16 protein-coding genes are annotated in these 25,406 nt (G+C 39.7%); 1 reads left to right on the forward strand and 15 read right to left on the reverse strand.

Annotation, left to right across the window (positions count from 1 at the left end; all coding sequences use genetic code 11):
- Positions 1–61: 61 nt before the first annotated feature.
- Complete coding sequence (locus ASE74_RS15770; protein ID WP_055911068.1) at positions 62–799, reverse strand: hypothetical protein; 738 nt, start codon at positions 797–799, stop codon at positions 62–64.
- 190 nt (positions 800–989) lie between these two features.
- On the opposite strand from ASE74_RS15770, the gene ASE74_RS15775 reads away from it, so the two are divergent.
- Positions 990–3,455 carry an outer membrane beta-barrel family protein gene (locus tag ASE74_RS15775; protein ID WP_055911069.1) on the forward strand — a complete coding sequence of 822 codons (2,466 nt, stop codon included), beginning with the start codon at positions 990–992 and terminating at the stop codon, positions 3,453–3,455.
- A 665-nt stretch (positions 3,456–4,120) separates the two neighbouring features.
- Here the strand turns inward: ASE74_RS15775 and ASE74_RS15780 are convergent.
- From ASE74_RS15780 to nanU, 14 genes are all read right to left on the reverse strand, one after another.
- The gene (locus tag ASE74_RS15780) at positions 4,121–5,401 is read right to left on the reverse strand and encodes a family 16 glycosylhydrolase (protein ID WP_055911071.1); all 1,281 of its coding nucleotides are present in this window, start codon (positions 5,399–5,401) and stop codon (positions 4,121–4,123) included.
- Between the two features lie 287 nt (positions 5,402–5,688).
- On the reverse strand, positions 5,689–6,066 hold the full coding sequence (locus ASE74_RS15785) for a BACON domain-containing protein (protein WP_055911072.1): 378 nt from the start codon (positions 6,064–6,066) through the stop codon (positions 5,689–5,691).
- A 19-nt stretch (positions 6,067–6,085) separates the two neighbouring features.
- On the reverse strand, positions 6,086–7,915 hold the full coding sequence (locus tag ASE74_RS15790; protein ID WP_055911074.1) for a RagB/SusD family nutrient uptake outer membrane protein: 1,830 nt from the start codon (positions 7,913–7,915) through the stop codon (positions 6,086–6,088).
- Between the two features lie 10 nt (positions 7,916–7,925).
- Entirely contained in the window at positions 7,926–11,441 is a 3,516-nt protein-coding gene (locus ASE74_RS15795; RefSeq protein WP_082458803.1) for a TonB-dependent receptor, read from the reverse strand.
- Between the two features lie 84 nt (positions 11,442–11,525).
- Positions 11,526–12,677, reverse strand: coding sequence for a FecR family protein (locus ASE74_RS15800; RefSeq protein WP_055911078.1), 1,152 nt, complete (start codon positions 12,675–12,677; stop codon positions 11,526–11,528).
- 51 nt (positions 12,678–12,728) lie between these two features.
- A complete protein-coding gene (locus ASE74_RS15805; RefSeq protein WP_082458804.1) occupies positions 12,729–13,298 on the reverse strand; it encodes an RNA polymerase sigma-70 factor in 570 nt (189 codons plus the stop codon).
- 455 nt (positions 13,299–13,753) lie between these two features.
- On the reverse strand, positions 13,754–15,301 hold the full coding sequence (locus ASE74_RS15810) for a sulfatase (protein WP_055911081.1): 1,548 nt from the start codon (positions 15,299–15,301) through the stop codon (positions 13,754–13,756).
- A gap of 97 nt (positions 15,302–15,398) precedes the next feature.
- A complete protein-coding gene (locus tag ASE74_RS15815; protein ID WP_055911083.1) occupies positions 15,399–16,580 on the reverse strand; it encodes an AGE family epimerase/isomerase in 1,182 nt (393 codons plus the stop codon).
- A gap of 6 nt (positions 16,581–16,586) precedes the next feature.
- Positions 16,587–18,659, reverse strand: a complete 2,073-nt coding sequence (locus ASE74_RS15820) for a GDSL-type esterase/lipase family protein (protein ID WP_055911086.1) — start codon at positions 18,657–18,659, stop codon at positions 16,587–16,589.
- A gap of 6 nt (positions 18,660–18,665) precedes the next feature.
- Positions 18,666–20,219, reverse strand: coding sequence for a sialidase family protein (locus tag ASE74_RS15825; protein ID WP_157255450.1), 1,554 nt, complete (start codon positions 20,217–20,219; stop codon positions 18,666–18,668).
- Between the two features lie 13 nt (positions 20,220–20,232).
- On the reverse strand, positions 20,233–21,462 hold the full coding sequence (locus tag ASE74_RS15830) for an MFS transporter (RefSeq protein WP_055911088.1): 1,230 nt from the start codon (positions 21,460–21,462) through the stop codon (positions 20,233–20,235).
- A gap of 4 nt (positions 21,463–21,466) precedes the next feature.
- On the reverse strand, positions 21,467–22,615 hold the full coding sequence (locus ASE74_RS15835) for a kelch repeat-containing protein (protein WP_055911091.1): 1,149 nt from the start codon (positions 22,613–22,615) through the stop codon (positions 21,467–21,469).
- A gap of 124 nt (positions 22,616–22,739) precedes the next feature.
- Positions 22,740–23,687: a dihydrodipicolinate synthase family protein gene (locus tag ASE74_RS15840; RefSeq protein ID WP_055911093.1), complete on the reverse strand. Its 948-nt coding sequence runs from the start codon at positions 23,685–23,687 to the stop codon at positions 22,740–22,742.
- Positions 23,688–23,850: 163 nt separating this feature from the next.
- Positions 23,851–25,392, reverse strand: coding sequence for a SusD family outer membrane lipoprotein NanU (gene nanU / locus ASE74_RS15845; protein WP_055911095.1), 1,542 nt, complete (start codon positions 25,390–25,392; stop codon positions 23,851–23,853).
- Positions 25,393–25,406 lie beyond the last annotated feature (14 nt).

A 25,406-nucleotide genomic window follows, 5' to 3' on the forward strand; every position in this document is an offset into this window, starting at 1 on the left:
GATAAAAACATTATTTATAATTAGTCTAAGTAAGTATAGCTTAATAAAATTTTAACATTTATCAATCAATAAACAAGCAGTAATTACACCTGTGCCTAATACTAGTATAGCTTGTACCTTGATAGTTTCCAGATCTTTTATCTACCCAATCGAGGCGGATATTATACATTCCCTTGAGTTGATTTACGTTAAAACTCGCTTCGCCTTTATCACTGAGCGTTAGTTCTTTCTCCCAATTTTCCGGATTGAAGATTCTAATTTTCGTACCAGCTTTTTCGCTTTCTCCATTTCTAAATGCTGTAAATAAAATTTTATTTCCCTCTTTTAGTAAATTAATGTCCAAAAACTGTTGTGGCTTTAAGTATTTATCTTTTTGATCACCTATCAAATATGCTCCGCAAAGATAATCGACAGGTAATATGTTCTCTCCTCCAATAGCCGATCGATCTACTACCGGATGTGTGTTATTGAGGCCAAGTATGCGATATAAACCTTGTTGTGATGGTGTAAAATCTGTTTCCCAACAATTTTCTTTTTTTACAAGCTGAAGTATTTCTTTTTTTCCATTTGGGGTAATAAGAGAAAACTTAAATTCACCTGCCAAATTGAGCTCTTTTCCGCTTTGCCGATGTCGAACCCCATTTTCATCTATATTTCCGTAAATGAGTTGAATGTTTACCTTTTCATTTATTTTTTTATTCCCTTTGATTTCCATCCAATAAGCACTTCCTTGAACCAAAAAGGGCAGAAACATCAAACTCAAAATGTTTAAGATATTACGAATATGTGTGATTTTCATGCCGCAAAGTTAACCACATTGCAAATGGAAACATATTTTTTGTTAATGATTTCAATAAAATCAAAGGAAATGGGGACATTGGTTTGTAAATAGTCCGGTACAGTTCAAATTAAATTCGATACTGAATACCTTCTTCAGATTTTCAACAGAATCTAAGCTGATACTTGCCACGATCTTTTTAATACTAGACATGCGATATCTTTTATTTTTACTATTATTTTTATCTATTCATACCTCTTCATCTGGCCAAAGCAATACAGGAAAGGCAAAGGTAACCGGAACGGTATTAGATGCGACTACAAAAGAAGCTATCGATTTTGCGACAATTACAGTGTTTAAAACAGGTACAAAAACCATAGTCAATGGAATAAGTTCTGATGCTAAAGGAAACTTTACTGTCTCAGGGCTCCCAGGTGGCACTTATAACGTTTCTGTTGATTTCCTTGGCTATAAGGCTCAGAACTTTCCTGTAACTGTGAGCCCAACATCCTCCACCATTTCCTTGGGAACTATTTTATTAGCCTCAACGATAGACCAACTGCAATCGGTTACCGTAATGGCTAAGACACCAATTATTGAGAACAGAATAGATAAAACAGTATACAATACAGCAAACGACCTTACAGCGCAGAATGGCATTGCGTTAGATGTTTTGAAAAAAGTTCCTATGGTGAGTGTAGATACTGATGGAAATGTAGAATTGCAAGGTAGCGGAAGTGTCCGGTTTTTAATTAACGGCAAGCCATCAAGTATATTTGGTGCAAGCCTGGCCGATGCATTACAGTCTATCCCTGCTAGCCAGATTAAAAGCGTGGAGGTCATTACCAGTCCGGGCGCAAAATACGATGCCACCGGTACAGGTGGCATAATCAATATTGTTTTAAAAGACAATAAACTTCAAGGAATAAACGGTACTGTGAATTATTCTATTGGTTCCAGACTTCAGAATGGTTCAGCAAACTTGAATGTTAAAAAAGGAAATTTTGGAGTTGGTATCTTCTTTAGTGGCAACCAGCAGTTTAACACTGTTGCTAAAAGTTCTTCCAGAAGAACATCCTACAATACAACCAGGGACACCATTAAAAATTTCTTTCAGGACGGCAGTAGTTCGCAGAAAAGGGGTAGTTACCAAACAGGCTTAAATTTAAACTGGAATATTACTCCAAAAGATGAGCTTACAGCCACTTTAGGATACAATCATTTCAACAATAATACGAATGGAACAACTAACCAGATTCAGCAATACCTGCTGGCGACATCGGGAAACAACATTTCTGATTTGAGGAGTTTGAGAAATTCAACCAGTAATTTTAGTGCCAACTCCACCGATGTGAGCCTGGCTTACAAAAAGACTTTCAAAAAAGAGGGCCATGAAATGGACTTTCTATACAATGCAAGTTTTGGCAATAATCTGGTAAAAGCTTCACAGATTTCAACTTATCAAGGCGGAGGTTTTCCAAATACAGGATTGAATAGCAGCAATCCCGGAAAGGAGAACGAAACAGAAATTTCGATGAATTACACGCTTCCTGTAACCAAGAAATTGACCATTGAGGGTGGTTCAAAAATATTGATTGACAACCTAAACAATAATGTACTGACCGACACGCTGCTTACAAATGGAGCTTACATCAATAATACAAACCAAACCTATGGCTTTAACTACAAACGAAATGTGTATACCGCTTATCTTTCGGCATCGTTTTCACTTTTTAAAGATTTCATTACCGGAAAAGCAGGCCTGAGATATGAAAGAACAGGAAAAGTAGCCGATTTCTCAGGAGCTGCAATCGCCGCTTATAACACATTTGCACCTTCATTTACCTTACAGCATAAGCTTGATGAGACCCAATCGGTCAAATTTTCCTATAATTACCGGATAGAAAGACCGGATTATGGTGATTTGAATCCATTTTACAATATAAGCGACCCGCACAATATCAGTACCGGGAACCCGCTTTTGAAGCCTGAAATTGGCAATAACTTAGAATTAGGTTACAGCAAAACTTTCGAGAAAGGTGCTAATATTTATTTTGCAGGATATTATCGCCGCAACACCGACGACATGCAACAGTTGACCACGTTTTATGATGTAATTTCCATCAACGGCGTCGATTATTCTGCGGTAGCCTTGACGCAGAGGATGAATCTTGGTTCTCAAACCAGTATTGGCGCAAGCCTTTTCGCCTCAGTGCCGGTGACTGAAAAGCTTAACTTGCGGACCAATCTTCAAGCCGGCAACAGAAGTAACATTTCGCCCGGACTGGCAAGCGTAAGCGCTTTTGCCTATAGAGCAAATTTGAATGCCAGCTACCAATTTGGTGGAAATTTACTTGCTGAAGTTTTTGGGAACTACAATTCTCAGCAGCGGAACTTCAGGAGTGCCAGACCATCGGTATTTAATTATAGTTTAGCGATAAGAAAGCAATTCTGGAATAAAAACGGAAGTATCGGCCTCACCGCAGCCAATCCTTTTAACCGTTATTTAACACAAAGACAGACAAGCTTTGGTCCCAACTTCGAACAAACGAACTTGAGACTTGTCCCTGTTCAATCGTTTGGTTTAAGTCTCTCATATAAATTTGGCAAACTTCAGTTCAAAAAAGATAAGGAAGAAGATGTACCTCAGTTACCGGATGTTGGTGGAGGAAAATAATTGGAGGTATGAAACTTTTGTCATCACTTTCGACCAAAAAGAAAGTTTATCACCGCCGTCATTGGGTCGTCAGGCATCAATTTATTCGCAATTGATAAATTGTATCAATGCGTAGAATAACCTAAAAAAACTAAGGATCTACCCTCTGTCCGGCCACATCCGGGTCATGGAACCCCTGCAAACGACCACAGGCACCATCATATGCCGGCTAAGCTGCTTCACAACGCGCTCGAAGAAACCCCGGTAAAGACGTTGCCAACAATTAATCGACCGATCTATCTACTCTTTGTGAAGCAACATGTGACCGTCTAAATTTACCTGCCAATTTGAGTGCCATTAATAAAATCCATTCTATCTCCTGAATCCAGCACCTTCCATGTCTATCGCTAATAACGGATCGGGTTTAGGCCATGCGAAGAGAATTCATCTTTACATCCACCCTGTCAGACTGTTTCCGTAAAAATAACGCAACCGGTTTTTATTCCAATATACCTACATTGGAAGATCGCTTTTAACCCTAATAGATGTTATGGGTAAAGTTAACAGGAGACCACCTTAATTAATTGTATTTACTGCGTTTGTCATTTTCTACTGCAAGAACTTTACCGGTTAAAAATGATAAATGATCAGAAAGTAAAACTGTTAATGTAGTCTCCTGATAGATTTTACTGTTTTTCTAAATAGAAATCATCACCATATACGGTACCTGTTGCGGGTTTATAGAAATACAGCGTTGCACTCGTGTTGCTGGCGCCAGTTGTAAAACTTACTGATCCAAGGGAATAAGAAGTTGTACTGATCGGAATTGCAATGGCAGAACCTCCATAATTTTTTACACCAATTGAAACACTTTCCCCGGCAGCAGAAACTTTTGCATAACCTGCGAATTTATAAGTGGTATTAGGCGTCAATCCCGTGATTACCTGTTCCAAAGAACTTTCTGCACCAGTTTCTTTTAAAGATTTTGAGCCTGTTCTCGCATTACCCGTTACAACCGAAACCGTACCTCCCCAACTTGTCCAGGGAGCGATAGATGTACCTTCAAACCCTCCATTGCCCAAGAGCGAAAGTTTATAAACCCTCACATAATCTACCTGCATACTGAAAGGAAGATTTGAATTGGTAATGGCGCCCGGCCATCCTGCCCCACCTGCCTGATTCAGGATTACATAAAATGGAACATCAAAAGGATACTGCTGCCACCCTCCCGAGGTTGACTTACTGTAGGTATATTGAAGGGTACCGTTTACATAAAACTTAATAGCTGATGGATCCCATTCGATTGCATAAGTATTAAATTCAGTCGTGTTATATGGGGCTGCTTTTGTTGCGGTACTTGAACCATTTGCATTTGTAACCACGCTGTTGTGTATGGTGTGATGAATATTTGCTTCGTTGTTTACATGCTCCATAATGTCTATTTCGCCACAGGCAGGCCAACTCCCCGAATGCGCTGTTGCGGGTTCGGGCATCATCCATATAGCCGGCCATGATCCCTGCCCTTGGGTAAACTTAGCCCTTACCTCAATTTTTCCATAAGCAATACTAAATTTACCTAAAGAGCGGACCCCTCCTGAATGATAAGGCACCGGGTCTCCTGCAATCGTAGCATTATCCATCCTAAACTGCATGTTACTGCCATCCTGAGACACATAACTGGTAGATGAGGTGAGGTACTTATTCCAGGCAACTGTTCCGCGGGGAGCGTATTCCCATTTATCAGCATCAAAAGATCCCGTAGAATTAAATTCATCCGACCAAACTAACTGATAACCGGGAGTTGCTACAAACTGGGCAGAAGCAATACTCAAATTTTCGCCTGCTTCAGGTTTATTAAATGTTTGCGCATTAGCAGATTTCATTTCATCTTTGCTACATGCAGATATTGCAGCACAGATAGCTAAAAACCTGATCGATTTTAAAGTTTTTTCAATTTTTCTTTTCATAATGGTTTATATTTATTTTGGTTAGGAATTTATCATTACGCTTTAAGCATAATTTATTTGAAGATGCGGCTCTAATTTTTCCAAAGGATCACATTAAGGTTGTAAAAACAGCAATAGCTGTATTTATAACCTCATTTGATTTAATGAGCAATCTGGCGGATATGCTATTAGGTGCTTGAATTTAATAAGCCCTTAATCCTTTATCAACAACAAGATCATATTACTCCAGCAGAACACAGATCGTAGATATCTGTTGTTTACCGCTTGCTTAGGTTAAGTGTAACTTATCATTTATCTTGAGTAATATTTAATAAAACTGCAGGCAGATTACTATTGGTTGAAACCAGCCTGAGCACGGTTGTACGCTGGGCACCGGTTGCATTGGCATTAAGGGTTACACGAAGTTTATAATCGCCTGCACCGAAATTTTTATCAGCAACAAGCCACGAGTTGCCCGTATTTTGGGTGAGTGACCAACCATTGGTACCTGCAATAATATTTATTGATGCAGTATTTTTTGTTGCCGGGAATATTACCAGTTTATCTTCGATGGTTGCAGAAAATGTATCACTTTGCACTGGCGTTAATGGTATGTTTTGCTTTTTGCAGCTCAACAGTGAGATTACAATAACGAATGTTATAATAGGATTTATCTTTTTCTTCATTTGATTTATTTTTTAATAATTACCAGCCTGGGTTTTGTTTCCACTTTCCATCTGTTAATTGCAGCATTCTTTGTTGAATGGGCAAAAGATAATCTCTCTGTAGGTTAAACCGGTAACCGGTTGGCAGCACATTTTTATGCGGATCAATGTACCTGATTTGGTCGCCCGGATTTCCGGTAAGAAATAAGTTAACTGATTTTCCCTGCGGAGCAGTATCATAATAAATAGCCCCTTTATAAAAACCAGAGGGTGCATTTTGTTCGGCTAAATCGCTCCCTGTAAAAAGTGTTCCCAGCTGTCTTTTGTTTACGAGAATAAGATCTGCCGCTGCCCATCTTAAAATGTCATCAGTTCGGAAACCTTCACATGCAAGCTCAACACGCCTTTCTCTCCGTACTGCCTGAACAGCAGGAGATAAGTTTTTAAAAGGATAATCAGCGGCTGTATTAAATTCTTTTATAACATCTACCTGCGGCATCCCAGCCCTATCCCGCAAAGGCTTTAGTGCATTTACAATCTGTGATTGATCTCCTCCCAGTTCAGCAATAGCCTCGGCATAATTTAATAATACTTCAGCATAACGGATGGCAATGCCAGGTGCCATACTTTTAAAGTCATCCGTAGTTGCTGACGAATTACCATATTCTAAAAATTTATGCATTGGATAACCAGTGGTATTTTTATTGAAACCAGTCTGGTCTATTGGTGGAAAGCTGGGAACCAGAACATTCACAGGTTTCATGGGCTGCCCGGGCACCCCTGCAGTTTGTGATAAACGTGGATCACGGAGGGTTGGTAAAAGTTCCTGGGCATATTTGCGTTGAGCATTTAAACGCTCAGCACCCGTAAATGGTGTTCCGTTGATGGTGAGATAATCATCCACTAAAGAAAGCGTGAGCCCCAGATCCCCACCATCTGAGGAAATATATTTTGAAACGCTATGTCCTATATTGTCACCTGCATTATATTTTCGCCAGAGCATTACCTCTTTATTATTTGAAAGATCAGGTGATATAAAAAGATCCGAGTAATCCTGAAGTGGTTTGCCCGTATTATAAATAGACCATCGCCCGCTACTGATCACTATTAAAGCTGCGTCTCTGGCCTGGCTTAAATAATTGCGGATTTTATCATCCGATATTCCGTTTGTAAAAAATGGATCGGCTTTTTGTTGATGATACTTTTGCCAGGTACCTTCATACAAGGCAATCCTGGATTTATATGCCAATGCAACATCTTTATGCACGCGCATGCTTGCGCTTGAAGAAGCGGCCGGCAATAGGCCAATGGCCACATCGAGGTCTTTCAGAACAGAGTCAATAACCAAAGTCCTGGGATCTCTGGCAACTTTCATCACTTCGGGATCTTCCGGCAATACCTGGTTTACCCATGTTACATCACCATAACCCTTTACAAGATTAAAATAATTCAAGGCTCTGAAAAACCTGGCTTCTCCAACGTATTGGTTAATTAAGTTCTGATCTCCTTTAGCATTCTTATAATTGGCCAAAAAATAGTTTAGGCTTCTTATAGTAGTATAAGCACTTAAACTTGAGGCATTGCTCAGCGCAAGCTGTCCTGTCAGCCTCGTATTTACCGATGAGAATATCATGTTATCAGTACCGGCGTCGTCAAAAGCAATACCTGTGCCACCAACATTTACCGGATGTACCGGAAAGGCATTGTAGAACTGGTTAAGGTAAAGCCTCAATTCATTAGGGGTAGCCAAAGGATTGGCTGTGCTTAATGCATCCAAAGGTTTGCGTTCGAGGAAATCCTTTTTACACGAAACCAATGCCAATAGTATCCAGATAACGGATAGGTATTTTAGTTTATTATCTTGTTTCATTTTACTTAAGTTATAGTGATACGTTAAGGCCGAATGCATATACTTTACTCAACGGATAAGCCTTCCCTGTACCAACTGAACCAGTGAGTCCTTCGGGATCGAACATTTTTGCCAGGTTTGTAATGACAAAAAGATTTTCACCGGATACAAAAAGATTTACCTTGCTTAATTTTATTTTGTTTACCCATTGCTTAGGCAGCGAATAATTGAGGGTTGCATTTTTTAACCTCAAATAAGAGGCGCTTTGAAGATACCGATCGGTTACCTGTTGTGTTTTGTTTGAAAACGAGTTCTGTGAGCCAGCAGGGGCTGCATATGGGTTAGGGTAATAGGCACCGGCATTTTGAGGCGTCCAAAAATCAAGGTGCTGTTCAAATACGGTTACCTGTGCCAAAGCTCCTGCCCCCCAGAAATACACATCTCCTATTCCCGGAGCATAATTCTTTTTACCTATGCCCTGTAAAAGAACCGAAAGTGTTAATCCTTTCCAGCTCATGCTGCCATTAAGGGAATAAGTGTAACGCGGATTTGTATTTCCTATCACGGTCAAATCGCCCATATCACCGAGCTTATTACTCCCATTGCTTATTTTCCCATCATTATTGAGATCAAGATACCTTACATCTCCAGGCTTCCAGTCTAGCGGGGAAATGAAGCTTCTGTTCAATTTATTATATTCAGCGGCTTCAGCAGCATTCTGTATCAGCCCATCACTCCTGTATCCCCAAATTTCTCCAATATCCTTACCCTCATAAAAAGAACCAGCAGGATTGTTGAACGTAGGGTTTTGATACCGGGTCACCACAGATTTATAATCTGAAAGTGTTCCACCCAACCTATATGCAATTTCCTGACCTATTTTACCTTTCCAGTTTAAGCTGAGTTCCCATCCGCGGGTACGCAGATCAGCATTGTTGCTGGATGGTACGACCCCTCCAAACATATCTGCAATATCAAATGAAGGCCCAAGCATGTTTTTGGTATTTCTTTGATAAATATCCAAGCTTCCGGTTAACCTATTGCTTAGCAGCTCAAAATCCAGACCTAGATTTCCACTTAGTACCTTTTCCCAGGTCAATGCCGGGTTGTATGGTGCGGGAGCAAAAATATTCGCTTCCCGACCATTCTGAAAATACCATTGTGGCCCTGCACCACTGGCTCCGGGCACAGATGTTCTCATCGTTTGAGCGTAAGAATATATCGGTGCACCAGCCTGGTTGCCGAGCGTTCCATATGAGCCTCGCAGTTTTAATACGTTGATGAATTTACTTCCATTTTTTATAAACTCTTCTTCGGCAATGTTATAACCTAATGATACCGATGGGAAGAAACCCCACCTTTTGCCTGGTGCAAACCTGGATGAGCCGTCGTACCTTGCATTGGCTTCCAACAAATACTTATTTTTGTAATTGTAATTTATCCTACCAAAAAATCCTTTAGTTGCCCACTCATTCCTTGCCTCACCTGATACCGCAGGAGATGTAGTCAGTATCAATCCTGGTGTAGCAAAACTGATCAGATCCTGAGCACCTGAAGACAGCGATTCGAACTGGTTCAATTCCTGCTGATAGCCACCCAAAAAATTAAACTGGTGCCCGCTATCCAGTTTGATTTCGTAGGCGGTATAAATATTTGGAGATATATAAGTATTTGTTGCGCTTCCACGTGAATAACCGCCTGTAAGCACTATGCCGTATTCAGATCTGTTCACAAATTTTGGCGTACCATCAATTCCATAAACGATTCCCGGTATCAACAATGCTGCATCGTCGGTATTTGTCCGCAGGATATTGAAATCAACATTTATATTCCAGTTTTTTAAAGGTGTAATTCTGAGGCTGGGAGATATACTGATTGCGTTCTCCCTGTTTATATTTTCTGATCCGGACCGGAGATACGGAACCCCTGATATTTCATTGAAATTTCCGCTTAGATCATATGGTGAAACATTCGGACGCATCCTTAACATATTGTGAAAAAAGAGGTTTTCAAATGCTCCGGAAAACGGACTTGAATAACGGCTTTGAGAAAACTTGGAGTTTACCGACGCTTTCATCCATTTGGTGATATGTGCGCTGATTGAAGTGTTGAAGTTGTAACGCTGAAAATTGATCTCAGCATATCGCAATGAGCCGTCTTCGTTGTTATAACCTCCTGAAATATAATATTGGATATCTTTGGAACCACCACTTACATTTAGGTTATGGGTCTGTCTGAGGGCAAAAGGTTTATAGTTAAAATCAAGCCAGTTGGTATTGGCCACGCCGTTAGCTGTGTTTTCCCAATTGCTCAGGTAATTATCATTTGCTTCGGGCAAAACCGGAAACCCTGAAGGATTCTGTATGTATTGTTGAAGCTGAGACAGTTTTTCTTCTGAATATTGTTTTGTACCTGTTGCATTAAATGTAGCAGCATTAAAATACTGTGCAAAATTATAGGCATCTACAACATCCGGCAACTGGATAGGTGAGGTTAAACCAATACTATTGGAATAACTAACATTGGTTTTCCCTTCCACACCTTTTTTTGTTGTTACCAAAATCACCCCATAGGCAGCTCTTGCACCGTATATCGCTGACGCAGATGCATCCTTTAGTACAGAAATAGATTCAATATCGTCTGGGTTCACCCTATCCAAAGGCATCGGTGTACCATCAACCAATACAAAGGGATTGTCTGTGCCGCTTAAATTTCCGACACCCCTGATGTTCAATCCATAACTCTGGCCGGGTTTTGCATTTCCTGTGGCATTAACATTCAATCCTGGAACAAGGCCTGCCAATCTCTGCGTAGCGTTTATAACCGGGCGGTTTTCCAAGTCCTGACTTTTGATCACGGATACTGCACCGGTTAAATTTACTTTCTTCTGTGTGCCGTAGCCAACAACTACGACATCGTTTAACGCACTTGATGCGCTTAAAAGTTTTACAACGATTTCCTTCGAATCCGAAACTTTGATCTCTTTGGATTCAAATCCGATACTGCTTATTACCAGCACCTGCCCTTTCTCCACACCTGCAATCCGGAACATGCCATCGGCATCACTCATTGTCCCTTTAGCTGTTCCTAATACTTTTATTGAAGCTCCCGGTATTCCCTGACCTGTATCGTCAATGATTTTCCCTACAAGGTCAATTACTTTGTCTTGTTGCAGCTCTCCGAGCAAAGGCTTTTCTTTAATGATTACCGCTCTTTCAGTAACCGAGTATGTAAATGGCTGATTGGTAAAACACTTATCCAGTGCAGTTAATAAGTCACTATTGCTTATATCAAGGCTTACCGGCTTCGCTTTTCGGATGAGGTTTGAATTATAAAAAAAGTCATACCCCGTTTGGCTCTGTATCTGGGAAAATATTTTTTCTAGTGGTGCATTTTTAACATTAAGGGTAATTTTTTGTGCGAAGCTTGTAGCACTCACCGGGATTATCCCAATAAAGAGTGTTGTGGCAATCAGTTTAATTACCCGGAAAAATTTTGGTGCGCAGAAGTATTCACCACGCATGAGTATCTTGTAAAATTTATACATTTGGATAGTTGAGGATTAGTTTATTGTTTGATTTAGCTGGCTGGTTAACTTTGTTTAGGACATAATCCTAGCTGGAATTCCTAATTATTTTAAAACAACTACCTTCCTTCCTGAAACACTAAAGCTTACATCGCCAGTTTCTGATAGAATTTTCAAAATGCTTGTTAAACTCCTTTGCTGGGAAATTCTGCCTGCAAATGTTAATTCTGGATTCTTTTTGGTTTTATAAATCACCTCGATACCATAAACCCTTTCGAGTTTTCTCATAATACTTTCAAGATCTTCATTATTAAAAAGAAAGTATCCTCCACGCCAGGCAAGCACCCCGTTGGGATCAACATCAGTAACACTTAAAATCTGTTTTCCAAGTACAGCTTGTTGCCCCGGAATAAGTATACTTGATTTAGCAAAGTGTTTAGGATGAATTTTCACACTCCCCTCAATTAATGTGGTTCTGCTATCGGCTTCATTATCATAAGCATTAACATTAAAGTGCGTACCCAAAACTTCAACTTCCTGATTTGCAGTTGAAACTATGAAAGGCTTGGTTTTATTTTTAGTTACTTCAAAATAGGCCTCTCCAGATAGGAAAACCTTTCTACTTGCTGAAGTGAACGTACCAGGAAATTTAAGTGAAGAAGCAGCATTTAGATGTACCTTGGTTCCATCTGAAAGGTAAACAATTAAGGTTTGGCCTGCCGGCGTACGTATTTCGTTTATTAATTTCGGATCGGTTGCTTCAGCTTGTTTGGCTATCCTATAAACAAGTGTTCCACTGCTATCATGATGTATATTTAAATCGCTGGGCAAATGCAGCTTTCCTGCTTCTCCGAGCTTGATTATCTTTCCATCATTTTGAATAAGAACGGCTTCATTCTGTATGAGTGTCTTATGTTTAAAATTTTGAGCAACCAATTTAACATGCTGTACCGAATGCGTTTTGTATCTGTTGATTAATAATGTGCCAATAACAAGTATGATTGCAGCAGCACTCGCCCATTTTATCAAATGCATTGAAAAGACAGGCTTCCTCTTTATTTTTTTATTAATTTTATCAAGAAGAATATCCCTGTAAAATGCTTCATCACCATTATGGGTTGGCAGCAACTGGAAATTATCCTCACCATATTGTTCATAATAGTTAAATAGTTCTATCTCTTCAGCATCAGTACATCTGCCATCCAGCCATTTAGCTGCCAGTTGCATGTACTTTTTTCTTTGTATATTGTTTTCCATATTTGGTTGCTATATACATAGTACTGTTTTTGTTTGCTTACCCTTAGCGGCTTACAAAAAAAAAATCAAAAAGTATTTACCAAGTTTAATTTTGAGGATCTTTAGTGCCTTGCTTATATGTGCTTCTACAGTTTTTAAAGATATACCAAGCTTAGCTGCGATCTGCTGTTGAGATAATCCTTCTACCCTGCTGAGTTCAAAAACCAATCTGCATTTTTCTGGCAATGATGATATGGCTTTATTGACCTCCAGCTCCAACTCTTTATATTCCAAATCGTTTTGAAGAACGCTTTCCTGTACATAAAATTTGTTTTGCTGTTCCAAAATATAAGATTCAGCTTTATATTTCATCCCCCAGTATTTTAAGACCTGGTTTCTTACAGCCCCCTTAAAGTAATTCGTTAAAGACTGGATTTCGGGCATATGAGTCCGGCGTTTCCAGATTGAAACAAAAAGTTCGTTTACCAAATCCTCTGCATCCTGAAAATCATCGAGCTTTTTTTTGGCATTTGTAAACACAACTTTCCAATATCGATAATAAATTTCCCTAAAGGCGTTTTCATCACTTTTACCAAGTAAATCCAATAATTCCAGATCCGTCATGGATTGATATATAGCCATTTAAGTGTTTTATATTCTTTTTAAGGTGTGTGACTAAACCATCAATTTTTAATGCTTTATTTCTATAAACGGGGAGCACCCCTGTGGGATTTATTACATGTGTTAACTTAAGGCCTATAGACTTATCATTGTATAAAGAAATAAGACAGTAGCCACTAGATGTAAAATTATTATGTTATACATGAAAAAATAAACCCATTGTATCTATCCAAATACGTCATAATCGATGGAAACGTTTATTGGAACAGTGATGATTCCAAAAGCCTAGCCTTATTTAAGGATAGTGTAGTTCGTAAAGGGTCAAGGGATATAATGCAAGGTTTTAGCGCAAACCTGTTCGTTTAAAACATGAGAAACAGCATCTGGCTATTGAGAGGAAACATCTTTCCTTTCCTCTCAACCTGAACTACGATTCAGCTTTGATCTGTAATTGTTTTTTTTAGATCTGCCAAAAGTTATTGTTTTTTTAAGGTTTCCTTTGCATCCAAATCTTCATATTTGGCAATCTGAGTATTAAGCTGCTTTTTTAAGTTGGCGGTAATCTTTTCGAATCCCTTTGCACCATATTTATTTTGAATTTCATGCGGATCACTTTTTAAATCATAAAGTTCCCATCCGTTAACACGTTTATAAAAACGGATTAGTTTATATCTTTCGGTACGTATGCCAAAATGGGGGGAAACTGAATGTTCTCCATTTTCATAATAGTGATAATATAAAACTTTTCTTCGCCTGGTACGGTCTTTTAGTGCGGGCAACATTGATTCACCCTGTATATCCCTTGGGATATTGATTTTTGCAATATCAAGTACGGTAGGTGCAATATCAAGATTCATTACAAAATTTTCAGATATGGAACCTGGTTTAACTACACCAGGATATCTCATTACCATTGGCGTACGGAAGGATTCTTCGTAAATCCATCTCTTGTCGAACCACCCATGCTCTCCGAGGTAAAAACCTTGATCTGATAAATAAATAACTATCGTATTGTCTTTCAATTTGTTTTTCTCCAGGTAATCAAGTGTTCTGCCTATATTTCGGTCGAGAGATTTAGCAGTACTTAAATAATCGCGCATATACCTCTGAAACTTCCATTCTGTTAAAGCTTTACCTGTTAGTTTTTGAGCATTGAGATCATTTTGGATGGGTTTGTAATAGGCATCAATAGCTGCTTTTTGCGTCGCATCCATTCTTTTAAAATTTCCGTCTGCCGCTTCCGCTCCGTCACTTCCAAACATTTTAAGATCATATCCCATGGTCATAGTCTTCTCTATTGACATGTCCTGAATTTTAGCCGCTTCCCGCCCTTTAAAGGTATCATAAAAATTAGCTGGCAAAGGAAAATTAACTTTGTCATAGCTACCCAGATCGGCAGTATCAGGAAGCCAGACCCTGTGGGTCGCTTTGTGACCAATTACCAAACAAAATGGTTTGCTTACATCTCTTTTATCCAACCATTGTTCGGTAACGTCTTCTATCACATTCGACACATAACCGTTAACGCGTCTTTTTGTGCCATCCATCATATTAAAATCCGGATTGTAGTATTGTCCCTGTTCGGGTAGGATCTGCCAGAAATTAAATCCCTGAGGTTTGCTTTCAAGATGCCACTTGCCTATCCAGGCAGTTTGGTAGCCCCCACTTTGAAGCTGTTTTATGAACGAATCCTGATCGCCATTGAATACAGAGCTTTCATTATCTTTAAAACCATTTTTATGGCTGTATTTACCTGTCAGGATTACTGCTCTGCTCGGACCGCATATTGAATTTGTAACATAGGCCTTATTAAACCTTACGCCTTCTTTGGCAATCCGATCGATATTTGGCGTTTGCATAAGTTTACTTCCATAAGCACTTATCGCCTGGTAAGCATGATCATCAGAAACAATGATAATAATATTAGGTCTTTTAGCAGTAGGCGGCTGTTTTTGTGCAAATGAGCAAAATGAGACATTGCAAAGGATGGCAATTACTAATAAATTCAATTTAAAGGTTTTCATTAATTTAAAAATTTTAATCCGGACATATTTTTTTAACTCATTATTTTAAGTAGGGCAAAACTGAAATCGTTAATTGATAATTTATCGAAGTCACCAATTAATAACCTAAGCTTTTCAACAACTGCGTACAGTACCATTCCTGCCTCGGTAAGTGGAAAGGACCTTTAAATAAATTACCCTTTGCCGTTTGTGCTACTGTACCATCCCGGTGCAGGTATCCAAACCATTCACCACTTTGCTGATCATGAAATTTATCGTAAGCATAATCGTGGACCATTTTGTGCCAGCGTGCGTATTTTTCATTTCCGGTTAATGTATAAGCCAGTAATGTTGCAATGATGGTTTCGTTTTGTGGCCACCAGAATTTCATATCCTGCCAATATTCCTGAACAGGTTTGTTGTACACATCTTTGAAATATAGAATTCCTCCATATTCCTTATCCCAGCCCCGCTCCCACATATAATCGAGTATCTTACATCCGAGTTTAATCAATTCCGGATCGTTGTTCCGGTATTTTGCTTCATGCAGGATAAACCAGGCACCTTCAATGGCATGGCCAGGATTTAACGTTCTTCCATCAATATGATCAATTATAGAACCATCTGGAGCCACTTGCTCCATCACGCACTGAATATCATCTTTGACAAAATCATTTTTGATCTCGTCAATCCAGGTCAAAATCCATTCATCGCAACGTGGATCGCCAATGGTTTCTCTCAATTGCTGTGCAGTATTCATCATAATCATTGGAACACCGATACCTTTTGATGGACGTGTATCGGTGAACTTTGCAGGCAGCAATCCTGGCGTAGTGGAATATTCAATGCATTTTCCAAAAAGATGCCTGGCCTTTTCGGCCGCAGCTTTATCTCCACTTGCTTTTGCATAGGCCGCATTGGCAATTACAGCGAACGTTTCCGAAAAGTAATAACGCCTTTTACGGATCGGTTGGCCATTGCGGGTAACATGAAAAAACATTTGTCCGTCGGCATCGAAACAAAACCGGTTTAAAAAGTCGATTCCCGATTTTGCCCCGTCAAGCCACTCCTGTTTGGGTTCAATGGTATTAAAAAGTGTAGACAATAACCAGGCAGCACGGCCCTGGATCCATACGGCCTTATCATCATCAATCAGGGTTCCGTCATGATCACGCATTAACAAATATCCGCCATATTCCTGATCAACCGATCTGGGGAACCAAAACGGAACCGTATTGTTTAACAATTGGCTTTTATAAAACGATGCGAGTGATTTCAGTTCTTCATTGGTATAGCTCATATGGGTTTAATTTATGGGAATGGAAAATGTGGAAGCCGGCAATTTTGCTTCGTTGATTAAATTGGCTCTCGTAAAGGGTTGCCAGGCGTATAATACCCGGATAACTTTTAATTCCTTTGGGACCGTTAGATGCACTTTGTTATTAAAAAAAGCAGATTTCACTTTGAGGTGATTTCCGTGATCATCCTCTACTTCGAAACCTTTTAGTATTTCATCATTAGCCGTCATAAGCTTTTTGGCTTGATTAAAGGTTATCACTATGGTATTTCGCATCTTTACTGCTTTTATAGCTACAGGGCCGCTGGAAAGAACATTGTGATGATAGGTATTTTTAAGGGCAAGCAAGGCCAGGCGTTCGCCAATCTCTTTTTTATGTGCTGGATGTACATTAACCGAATCGCCCAGATCAGAACTTACCGCCATCCCCGAATTGGGGATAACTGCCTGCAGTTTTCGCTGGGCATCTCTGAAATAAGGCCATGAAGGACGATCAATAGCAGAAAGCTGAACATAATAAAAAGGAAAATTGCGCTGCCATTTTTTTCGCCAGCTTTTTACCAACAACGGAAATTCATGAGTAAAAAGTTCAACATTGTGCGCATTGCTTTCTCCCTGATACCAGATTACACCTTTTATCGGGAAGCCGACTAAATTTGAAATCCCGGCTTCGTAATTATAGGCCGGTTCATAAGGATGCCGCTGTTTTGTGTTTATGGCATTCTTAAGATTTAAATCTGCCCTGCTCCGCACCCAATCCTGCATAAAATCAGATTTCCGCCAGTTAGCCAATAAATCAACCAACAGGTCATCATGCTCCAGAGTTTTGCGGTCGATCCACGATTCCATTGTTGAACCACCAACGGCCATTTGAATCAATCCTATGGGAACTTGTGAAACTGCAGAAAGTTTTTCTCCGAAATAATAAGCAACCGCTGAAAAATTACCTACCTGATCTACATCTGCTTTTGCCCAGCTACCAGAAAAATAATGGAGTGCGTTAATTTGGCCCAATGTTTTTTCATCCCAGCTGATGTTATCGGTTTCGGCCAATAAATTATACTTTAACAACCTGATGCTGGGATTTTTATTTAAATGGCTCAAAGTAGCCTGTGCAGTGGCCGAAGATTTCAAGGGGAAGGCCATATTAGACTGACCTGAGCATAGCCATAAATCTCCGATCATTACATCATTAATGAAGATATCATGCTGTTTGGAGATTACCCTCATTGTATACGGCCCGCCAAATTTCGTGGGCGGAAAAAACACTTTCCAGCTGCCATTTTTATTGGTAATGACATGTTTAATGATGTGATTAAGTTCAACTGTTACCTTTTCGCCGGCATTGCCCGTACCGTAAACAGGAATTGGCTGATCGCGTTGCAAAACCATATGATCGGAAAAAATTGCATCCAGTTTAAAACCGCCAAAATCACCTATGATATGGCTGTAAACAGTTTTGGCTATTATTCCTGCCCCTGTAATATCAGGATGCAGATCATCAGCAAATAGATCGGGGCGGTTACTCAAAGCCGCGTTGAGGTCTAAAAGTTCAAATTGATTTATCCCTGCAATTTGTTCAATCTTCTTCTGGACCTGCCAATACCAGTCCCTTGTACCTGATTTAAACCTTGGATGCCCACTAAAAATTGGACTGAGCTTGCAGATATAAATTTTAAGCTTTGGGTTACCTTGTTTTAATTGCTCAATGAGCCATTGATAATCTGCTTGAAATTCGTCTTTATAATTTGGCCAGTTCCGTGGATCGGTATCATTTAAACCAAGGTGAACTATGGCTACATCAGCACGAAATTTTAATGCCTCATCAAATTCCTTGGTTTTATAGTAAGGATTGTGACCTTTTTTTAAAAGCGTTGCTCCACTATGCCCAAAATTGCCCACCAGATAGTTATTGCCCAATAGCTGCTGCAATTGTGCGGGGTAAGATTCTTGTTTGGGATTGGCCAGTAGATAACCTGCGGTAACTGAGTTTCCGATACAGGCCACTTTTATTTTTTGCGCGTAGCCATTGGTGCTGATCAGAAAAAACAGCATTGAAACTATCCCTAAAAAAGCTTTCATGTAGGTTTATTTTATAATTTCTTTTACTGGAATACGCACAAAATATAAATCTTTCCAGCCCTCATAAAAGAAGCCAATGGTATTGTCATCAATTTTAGTCAGTGAAGAATAACCAAAAAACTTTCTATCATCCACCAAAATTTCATTTTTGCTGTTCCAGGTTTCCCCTAGATCTAAACTTGCTTTAACAGTCAGGTTATACCGGTTGGCCTGCGTGTTATTATTTCCGAAAAATACCACTTCAGTTGGTTTGCCTTTTAACAGCACATTCGCCTTAATAAAACTGGCCATACAAATCGGATCTGGAAGCGCGTTGTAAGAGGTATGGTGCTCTGTCCAGGTTTTCCCCAGGTTATCAGTAGTTGCCACGCTTCTAAAACTTCCGCGGTTATCGCGCATGTTCACCATTAAAACCCCCGGCGTGGTTTCGATGATCTGGCTTTCTGTGGTATTTGGTTTCGGCCCGTCTTCTGTTTTCCAAGTTAAACCATGGTCCGGACTGTATACCAGCGTGGAATATGGCATTGCGTTTTCATCCCAGTATTGAGCGGCAAAAACCAGTTTCCCATCAGCCATGGCTATACCACTGCCCGGTCCGTTAAAAAACAGGTTCCATTCAGGATCTTTCGTACCTTTAGTAATACTTCTTGGTACCGACCAGGTCAATCCATCATCATCGCTGCTCACCATAACCAATTGGCCGGTTACATCTTCCGATAGCCCTGGTTTGGAGCCTGCAATAGAACGGTTTCCTTTACTCCATAATGCAGCTACCCAGATTTTTTTGCTAACAGGATCAAAAAGCACCGCCGGATCGCCAACACCATTATTTTCATTCGGCTGTCCCATATCCATAATCACTTTCATGGGTTGCCAGCTTTTGCCTCCATCTGTACTTCTGCTCATGCCCACATCGATATTTCCCGGCAAATCGCCCGAGTTTCTATAACGGATATCATAAACCGTAATCAGCGAACCTTTATCAGTGATTGCTATTCCCGGTATCCTGAAAGTGTTGATCCCGTTTTCTCCAGCTTTTTTTACAGCAACGCCCAGTCTTTTAACAAAACCTTGCCCTTCTTCTTTAATTACATATTTTTTTGCATTATCAGAGAGAATCTGACTGGCATGAAATTCAATTTTTGAATCGATATCTGCCTCTTCTTTTAGTTTAGCACTAAACCAGATGTAATGCATACCAGGCTTAAGTTTTAGATTGAGATCAAAACTTAAACTCCCCGTTGAGGGGTTAACTGTAGTCAGTTTGTTTTTAGCTGCAAAAAGTGGTTCCTGATCTGTAAAATACACATCAATTTTTTCTATCGATCGAAGTGCAACCGGGTTAAGATTGGCGGTGATCGTTTTGAAAGAAATTTCTTTTTCCCCTGCCGGGATATAAATCCGTACGCTCAAAAGCGGGTTCGATTCCAATCCTTTTAAAACCGGGACAACCGGAGATGATGCGGTAATAGTTATTCCTTTTAATGGAAGCGCTTTTAATGTAAATGAGGCAAGCATGAGCAATAAACTTAAGCCAGCTTTTCTTTTAATATTTTTCATTTTTTCTGTTGTGTTAAGCATCTTCAAAATCATTGAATTTGGGACGCAGGAAATAAAGTTGAATCATTAGTGCGATAAAGACGATAATGGATAACATGGCAAAATCTTTACCCAAGCTCCCTGAATCAGTTGATTTACCTAATAAGTCGGTAATAAAGGCCCCTGCAAAAACACCCGTCATATTCATCACACCATATGCCGTGGCCCTGTATTTTGAAGAAACAAACTGGCAGAGTATGGGCATATTATTGGCATCGAACATCCCGTAACCAAACCCGAAGCAAAAAGCAGCGCCAATTATATTGAATAACGAATGCCCAAAACCGATAAGCAGCAGTGATGGAATGGTTAAGGCCAAACCTATGGCGCTGGTATAAATACGGCCTTTAATATTTTTTTGTACCCATTTATCGGATAAAATACCACCAAAAATAACTCCTAAAAATGAAGAGGCTGCAATTGTAATGGTCGAAATAGGCCCTGCCTTTGCCATATCGATACCTAAATTATCGGCGAATAATGTGGGAAGCCAGTTTTTTGTTGCCCAGCCAGGTAAACTCGGAATGGCAAAATAAATTAGGATTATCCAGAAAGATATATTGCTGAACAACAGTGCCAATCCTTTAAATAAAGATGGCTTAAGCAGGATATTTTCACTTTCTGGCACAACTAATTGTTTTTTCTCTTTTAAAAAGAATACCAGTATAACCGCATAAATAATGCCTACAAAACCAAAAGAATGAAAGGTAGCCTGCCAGGAGAATTTGGAAGCAATGGTTGCGCCAAAACCGCCTAAAGCCTGGCCCATGTAAAGCCCGGTCATGTGGATACCGATTGCAATTGATCTGGTTTTCGAACTATGGTAATCGGCAATAAGCGATAATCCGGCAGGAATGTACAATGCCTCACTCACGCCCATTAACGCCCTTAACCAGTAAATTTGACTAAAAGTAGTGGCATAGCCCATTAAAAACGTTACCAGTGACCATACAAGCAAACTGCCAACAATTAGCCATTTTCTGTTTATCTTATCGGCAATAATGCCAGATACAGGGCTCATTAGACCGTATATCCATAAAAAAATAGCCATTAAGTAACCGAAGTTCGTGGCCGATTTCAGCTCTGCAATATCCATCTGCATGGCCGGTTTCATAGTCGAAAGCATTTGGCGGTCCATATAGTTCAACAGCGCCACAAACCAAAGCAGGCCAACAACTACCCATGCATATCTATTTTCTCTCATCTATTTATTTTTTTTGTCCAATTAAAATATTTGGTGTTCTTACCCCTGCTTTAATCTCTCCACCAACAATAATGATCTCATCGTCAAATAAAACCGCATGAGTGGTAACTGTACCATAAGGCATCGAAGCTTTTAGGGTTGACCAAGTGTTTTTCTCATAATTGTATTTCAATACAGACCTGCTGAAGCCTGGGTGATTGAACTGGACTTTTATTTTCTGTTGATTTAACCGCTCTTTCTTAACAGGGTCTTGCTCTTTTTCCATTGCTGCGATCAATTTTTCTGCCCGATGAAAGGTTTCGCCCAAATCGCCACTAAAAACAAAAAGATCCTTTGCAATTGTAATTCCTGAAGCAGCTGACAATGTATAGGGCAAAGATGCTTTTGCTGCCCAAGTTTCGCTTTCCAGGTCAAACGCATAAACATTTCTATAAATCGTACTCTTATCACCATAATTGCTTTTTCTACCACCCACCAGGAAAATTTCATGCGTATTTTCAGGATTTAACAATATGGTATGTGAAACAGCGTGAGGCAGATTGATCATTTTTTTCCATCCCTCCTGCTGTTTTTGTAAATCCAATTTTAAAAACTGGTCCGAGGCCCCATTTGCCAATTCGCCCCCTGCCAGATAAATAACATCACCCAATACAGTTAAAGATGCATTGGTTACGCCGCTTGGCAAATCAGGAAGAAAATCAACTTGCAGTTCATCTCCCCTCATATTTAAGATTAAAACCTTTTTATTCAGCCCGTTTTCGTTCTCGCCTCCAGCAGCCACAATTCCGTAAGTTGTGCTGCAAACAGCACTATAAGCAAGTTTAAAAGGTAATTTTAACGCATGTTCCGCAGATACTAAGAGCAAACCGCTCTTGGTTTTCCGGTATAGAAAAACATCGTCGTAATATTTCTTTTTACCACCGTTCCAAGGCATTTCATATGGAAAATTCGTACCACCGGCAACAAGTAAAATGTTATGATCACTGCCAGAAATTGCACCAGCCAAGCCTTTGGCTACTACTTCTCCTGGCGCCGGTGGTATGGTGCCTGCGATATTCCAGTCGATATTTTTAACAAACTGGTTCTGAGCCAGTAATTCTGAAGATATAATAGATGTAAGCAAAAAAGTAAGGTATAAGATAAAGTTTTTCATTAATATTAATTTGAGCACAAATAAAGGTAACCATTACTTGTGCTTTCAATTCATCAAGTTACTCTGCCCGGATAAACATCGTTTTACCACGGATATAATGATACACACGGATAAAAATCCTTTTTTATCCGTGTTCATTCGGGGTTAAAGAACCGATAGCTTTATAAACCTGGAAATCCAGCTTCTCCACATCAGTTTTAAAGTGCATAAAGGCAGCTTTTTCCATATTTTTAACAGGAAGCCTAAACTCACCACAATCTAACCCGACCAGTTTCATATAAGCTTTACCAGATGCAATGCCCCCGTATTTACCTAATAAACGGATAAAATCAATTGATTTTTGCTGCAATGCCGTTGCTGTTTTCAAATCATTGTCTTCAAAGGCTTCAATCAACTTTTTATACAATGGCGTAAGGTAGTTAAATGTGCTGCCAACAGCACCTTTAGAACCTAAAACCAGCGCCGAAAGCATATTTTCATCCCGCCCCCAAAGCATGTCGTATTTATTGTTTTTGAAACTCATGCAGGAAAGAAAATCCATAAAATCTTCATGCGTGTATTTCACTCCGGCAAAATTTGGTACATTACCATCAACAGCTTCCAGTAGATCGATCATATTGAGGTGAGTACCCGTTAAAACTGGAATATGATAGTAATAAAATGGCATTTCGGGTACTACAGCTGCAATTTCGGCACACATTTCTGCTAAAACTGAAACATTTGAGGGTTTAAAATAAGACGGTGCTGTAAAAGAAACGCCATATAAACCAATTTTCGCTGCATGTTTCGCCAGCTCCTTACAATCAGCCAGGCAGGTACCGCCAAGCAAGGTCATCACTTTAAAATCGTTATCGTTTTTGCATGCTTCTGCCCAGGCTTCGGCAACTTCCATTTTTTCTTCACGGGTAAGTGAAACGCCCTCGCCGGTTGAGCCACAGATAAAAGCCCCAATAACACCGTTCTGCTTTAGAAAGGAGTAATATTCTGGAATCAGCTCAAGGTTTAAGGCACCATCTTGATTAAACGGTGTAAATGGTGCGGCAATAAGCCCCTGTAATTTAGTATTTAACATATTCTGTATCTGGATAATTTAACATAGTAGTAATTGAGGACGGTACAAATCCTAATAGAATGTCATCCTGAGCTTGCCGAAGTACCGATCAAAGTATGAAAGCGTTTCGACAAGCTCAATCTGCCAAATTGAATGGAATTACAATTTATGATGATCTTTTAGTTTAAAAAGCTGGATAACCCGGATTTTGTCCCAATGCCCTGTTATTGGTTAAAGTACTTCTATCCAAAGGCCATAAAAGCTTATAAGCGGTTGCAGCATTAATAGTGGTATATTCATAAACATAACTATCGCCCATGCGCCGTAAATCATACCATCGTTTCCCTTCCCCTATGAATTCTAAAAAACGCTCTTTTAAAATTGCTTCATTGGGATTTGCATCAACAGCCTGATTTGGAAAGCCTAAAGTGGCCAGATTGTAGCTTGCTCCATAAGCCCTTGCCCTAACCAGGTTAATTTCTGTCCCCGGACTCTCGCCTAATATTACCTTTGCCTCAGCCAATAAAAGCAGCAAGTCTGCATATCTGTATATAATGAAATCATTGGTGTAAACCCTGTTACCTGCATTTTGCTCTCCCTGATATTTCTTTAAGAAAGCTCCTGCGATTAAATAAGCACCAGCAGAATTTTTTGTATAGGCAGCTTGAATGGTTAAGTTCTTTCTGATATCAAGGTTATTAAATTTGCGATAGGTGGCAATTTTCGTAGGTGCTCTTAACAACCCGCCGTAGTTATCGGTTGCCACATCGAATTTACGGTTGCCGACTGAATCGTAAAAATTAACAACTAAGCCTGTTTGAGGTACGTAATTACTAATAAAGCCCAAGTTTGCCTCGTCTAATTTATTTTTCGACGAAAAAATAATTTCATTATTGTCTTTATTTGTGGTTGAGAAGACATCAGCAAAATTGGGCAATAATGCCAAGGTAACATTTGTCTGGATGTCGGTTAAAGCTGTTTTAGCAGTTGTGGCATCCGCAATACCGCCATTCCTGTGTGCGTTCCACAAATAAACTTCTGCTTTTAACATCTGAGTTGCCGCCTTAGACCAAAATCCTTTCTTATTTTTAGCATCAAAGGCATAACTTGTTCCAAAATTTAAGTTAGAAAGATCAATATCGGCTTTAATCAATGCCATTACATCAGCTTCACTCGAAGCCGCTTTAGCAAGATTTGAAACATCAACGGCAGTGGTTGGCTCGGTTTGGATAATGGTTTTGCCCCAGGTTCTATACATCTGGAAATAATAAAACGCCCGTAAACCGTATGCCATACCAAGATAATTTTTCTTTTTGACATCTGGTAAAATGTTGCTTTCACTTAATTTTTGAATCAGCAAATTGATCTGATTAATGTTGGTGTAGAAGCCACCGAAACCGCTTACACCCGAATTATCGGCATCGAGGGTTTGTAACCACATCCGCTCCAAACCCTGGGTTGCCTCGCCGGTAAAACTAGCCGTAGAGCCGGGATCGGTACCAAAAATATCTGACCGTAACTCCCCCAAATACTGAAAGCTGGAATTATGACTTCTGAGACGGGTATATACTCCATTCACAAAAGCATCAAATTGATCTGCAGTCTGCCAATAACTGGCATCGCTCAGACTACTCACCGGATTCAAGTCCAGCTCATTTTTACATCCGGTAAAAATTACACCAAAAAGGCCTAACATTACTACTATATTTCTAAATATCGTTTTCATCTTTAATCATTTTG

The sequence above is a fragment of the Pedobacter sp. Leaf216 genome (genome assembly GCF_001421515.1).
Classification (GTDB): Bacteria; Bacteroidota; Bacteroidia; order Sphingobacteriales; family Sphingobacteriaceae; genus Pedobacter.